Annotated in this window: 3 protein-coding genes; 2 read left to right on the plus strand and 1 reads right to left on the minus strand. The window is 59.1% G+C overall.

Translation table 11 applies throughout. The features are described 5' to 3' along the window. Both ABX749_RS23750 and ABX749_RS23755 read left to right on the plus strand, forming a co-directional pair. A partial coding sequence (locus tag ABX749_RS23750) for a DEAD/DEAH box helicase (RefSeq protein WP_372898183.1) occupies window positions 1-3,114 on the plus strand: 3,114 nt, incomplete at its 5' end. A gap of 25 nt (window positions 3,115-3,139) precedes the next feature. Continuing rightward, window positions 3,140-3,697: a hypothetical protein gene (locus ABX749_RS23755; RefSeq protein WP_145208188.1), complete on the plus strand. Its 558-nt coding sequence runs from the start codon at window positions 3,140-3,142 to the stop codon at window positions 3,695-3,697. A 24-nt stretch (window positions 3,698-3,721) separates the two neighbouring features. On the opposite strand, the gene ABX749_RS23760 is transcribed toward ABX749_RS23755, so the two are convergent. Continuing rightward, window positions 3,722-4,372 carry a YeeE/YedE family protein gene (locus ABX749_RS23760; protein WP_372898185.1) on the minus strand — a complete coding sequence of 217 codons (651 nt, stop codon included), beginning with the start codon at window positions 4,370-4,372 and terminating at the stop codon, window positions 3,722-3,724. Between the last annotated feature and the right edge of the window lie 18 nt (window positions 4,373-4,390).

The raw sequence follows: 4,390 nt of genomic DNA on the forward strand, positions 1-4,390 counted from the left end.
GACCTGTCGCTTCGCGCTTCGGTGACCTGCGCCTGTGCCGAATACGAACGCGCCGAATCGCGGATGAATGGACGGGGCCGATGCAGTTGCACCCTGGCGGTCGCCTGGTGGGTGCACGAACAGATCTCCCGTCGCAACAGCGAAGAGGTGCTGCTGTTCTTAAGCGACTTGAAAACCGACACCGTCGCTGCCGGCCGTGACGTGGTCAGCCAACTGCTGAAGCTGACCGACGAAGCGCACGCAAAAGAAGAAGACACGTCGACGCGGGTGCAATGGCGGATCAAGATTTCGAACAACCAACTGTACGGCCCGGTCAGCATCAATCCGTTCGTCCAGCGGTTGAAAAAGAACTCCAAGGGTTGGTCCAAGGGGCGTCAGACTCCCGCGTTTGATCTGCTTCGACGTGACGGCGAAGGAACAGCGGTCGACAGCCAGATTGCGGCGCTCACGTCGCAACCAAGCTCGGAGATGAACCGCGAGTATTACAACCTGTTCCAATCGGTCGATCTGTTGGTGGGGCATCCCAATGTCGCTTGGGACGACGCCTCGGCGACGCCCATCGAAGTCTCACGCGGTGAAATTTCCGTCGCGCTACAGCCCGTCGAAATCGACTCCTTGGACGACGAAGAACGGGCCGGTGAAACGCAGATCGAACGCGAGTCCGATCCTGCCAAACGAAAGACGCTTTATCGCGTCGCCTTGCAGGTGCCCGGGATCGACATCGATATCAACCAATGCGAACTGGTGCTGGGCAATTTGCATCCCGCCCAACCGGTCGTGCTGATCGCCGAGACCAACGGCAATCGGCTGATCATCGCTGCGCTGCGCGATCGCCGGGCGACTCGCCTGATTTCCTACTTGCTCAAAAGCGACTTGCATGAAGTCTTGGTGGACGACGACGCGGCGCACCAATTGACGATGAAGATCGGCCAAATCGGATCGCTCGTCCGCGTCGATTTGCCGGACCAGCTCGCCGGCCCGCTCGAAGAGATCCAGGCCGAGATGGTTTTGGAATTGCGGCCCCGCGGTGGTGCCGGCATGTTCGTCCGACTGTCGATGTTCGATTCCCGATTGCAAGACATGATGCGTCCGGGTGAAGAACCGGCCATCGTCCCGGGAATCACCGACCAGGGACCCATTCGCCTGGTCCGTGACACCAAAGCCGAACGCGAGCGTGCGGGTGAAGTGATCCATCGGTTCCAGATCAATCACCTTGCTCCCGAAGAACCTTATGGATGGGTCGCCCAAAGCGACGAGCAAGCGCTCGATCTGTTGGCGCGGCTGTACGATGCCGGTGACGAGGCGCCTCGGATGATCTGGCCCGAAGGCGAAACGATCCGCGTACGCGGTGAAATCACGCCGTCCGCACTCCGCGTTCAGATCGACGATTCGAAAGACTGGTTCGGGCTTTCGGGAACCATTTCGGTCGCCGGGCAAGAAGTCAATCTGGAAGATCTGTTGACCGCGGTGACCGAGCGTCGCGCGTTGGTCCGCGTCGGTGATCGTGAATTTGCAAAGATCAGCGACGCGTTTCGCAAGCGGTTGGAGCAACTTGGCGATACACTTGTCGCCGACCGTGGAACATTAAAAGTCGCCGATGCCGCCGTCCCGGCCGTTCAAGAATTGCTGGGCACCGACGTGACCTTGGAGGTCTCGGCACGCTGGACCCAAGTGATCGAAAACTTGGATTCGTTGGCCGACTACCATCCGACCAAGCCTGAGTCGCTGGATGTTGATTTCCGTGATTACCAGTTGGACGGCTATCGTTGGCTGGCCCGGTTGAGCCGCTGGGGCGTGGGCGGAATCTTGGCCGACGACATGGGTCTGGGGAAAACAGTCCAAACACTCGGTGTTTTGGTCGATCGTGCCGTCGGCGGTCCCACGCTGGTGGTCGCGCCGACCAGTGTCGGAGAGAACTGGGTTCGTGAAACGCAGCGGTTCGCCCCCGAGCTCAATCCGGTCTTGTATCGCGAAGGCAATCGGCAACAAGTCATCGATGCGGCCGGGGCGGGTGACCTGGTGATCGTCAGTTATCAATTGGTCCAGCGTGACGCCAAGCGTTTCGCCGCCAAACAATGGAACACACTGGTTTTGGACGAAGCGCAGTTCATCAAGAATGCTCAAACCAAGACCTCCCGCGCCATCCGCGATCTCGAAGCGGACTGGCGGATCGCCCTTTCGGGTACACCGCTGGAAAACCATCTCGGGGAATTGTGGAGCCTGTTGCGGACGATCAGCCCCGGGTTGCTCGGCTCGTGGGACCGATTCAGGAACCGCTTTGCCGATCCGATCGAACGCCACAAAGATCCCGAACGCCGTCAGTCGCTGGCACGATTGGTTCGCCCCTTTATTCTGCGACGCACCAAAGAAAAAGTGCTCCGCGAATTGCCACCGCGCACCGAAATCACGTTGCAGGCGCACCTCAGCGGCGAAGAACGCGCGATGTACGACGAGGCGCGGGTCGCGGCGCTGGCCGAATTGTCCGGCGGCGATGCGAAGCCGGGCGAACACCGGATGCGAACACTCGCCTGGTTGACCAAGCTGCGGCAATTGGCCTGTCACCCCCGGTTGGTCGACCGGATGTGGGACAAGGGCAGCGCCAAGCTCAGCTTGCTGGACTCGCTCGTCGATGAACTCCGCGACGGAGAACACCGGGCGTTGATCTTTAGCCAATTCGTCAAACACCTCGGGCTGATTCGCGAACTGCTTGATGAGCGTGGTATCAAGTACCAGTACCTGGACGGAGCGACGCCGGCCAAAGAGCGGCAACGTCGCGTGGATGCATTCCAGGAGGGTGAAGGCGAGTTGTTCTTGATTTCGCTCAAAGCCGGCGGAACGGGATTGAACCTTACCGCCGCTGATTACGTCATACACTTAGACCCCTGGTGGAACCCGGCCGTCGAAGATCAAGCCACCGACCGAGCGCATCGAATCGGGCAAGAACGTCCCGTGACGGTTTATCGTTTGGTCGCGTCCGGCACGATCGAAGAACAGATTCTGGAGATGCACGCCGACAAACGTGAACTGGTCGCCGGTGTGTTGGATGGAACTGACCGCGCGGCGAAGATGGACACCGAAGATTTGATTCGTCTGATCAAAGCGGGCGATCGATAATCCCTAGCCGCCGAGGGCCGATGCGATGTGGACGATCCTGGCTGAAAACCCATTGTTGATCTCGATCATGATCGGGATCGTCGTGGCGGGGTTGTTTTATGGCTGGTTACAGACAGGCAATAAACGGCTGGGCATCGCCACCTTGTGCACTGCACTGCTGATTCCCGCGGCGTTCTATGCCGCGGACGCCATCGTCACGGATCGAGAAAAGATCCTCGAAGCCATCTATGAGACGGCTGACGCGGTCGAACGAAACGATCACGAGTCGGCGGTGGTCTACGTCGCGGACTCCACGACGCGACAGCGGGCGTTGAATGAATTGCCCAACTATGAATTCCATCGTCTGACGGTTCGCAACATCGAAATCAAGTTCGTCACCGGCAGCTATCCCTTGGAGGCAACCGTCGATCTGGACGCTTCCGTCACCGCCAGCCTGTCGTCGGGCACGATGAGGAACGTTCGAGTCCCGCGACGGGTGATTTTGACGTTTCAAAAACAGCCCGACGATTCCTGGCTGGTCATCGACTACACACACAGGCCGCTGGCCGGCGGTGCCGACAGCTTCACCCCCAACCGTATTTAACACGCCTCTCTACGTGCGCTGTGATTACCGAGTGGTCGTCAGTTCCAAGACGATCAACACGATCACCAACAACGACGCACTGCTGAGCGTGACGACGGTTCGGCTTTGCGGGAAAAGGTCGAAGAGTGTCAGCTTGCCCTTGTCACCGATCGGATCGAGGTGACGACTGATCCAACCTGAGGCCTCGGCAAAGACGTAGGAACCGGCAATCATCCCAACCACCATGGCGATCGCATCAAAGTTTCCCTGCCCCAGCGCGGCGGCTCCCGTGCCTGGGCAATAAGCCGATAACGCGAATCCGCATCCGAAGAGCAGGCCACCGATCACGTTGGATGCCAGTCGAGTCGGCTTGATGTGGAATTCCACCATGTTGGCCCTGTGCATGGCGTGGATTCCCAACATACCCACGACGACAGCGGACAGCATGACCTTCACCACGGTGAAGTCTTCTAACAAAAGTTGTCCGATCAAGACGTGGAACTTCGCGACGCCGCCTTTTTGCAACAGGAAGCCAAAGACAACGCCGAAGAGCACGCCCAACGCAAGTGAACGGTGGGCCGCCGGCAGCGGCTTGGGTTGCTTGTTATGATCGTTTTCGGCGTGTGGTGTTGTGGTGTCGTGTGCCGTTGTATCGTTCGCCGGTGTATCGCTTGGCTTTTCAGTGGTGGTGGACATGAGGTGGGCTCCTGGGGA

Source organism: Stieleria sp. (genome assembly GCF_041595215.1).
GTDB lineage: Bacteria > Planctomycetota > Planctomycetia > Pirellulales > Pirellulaceae > Stieleria > Stieleria magnilauensis.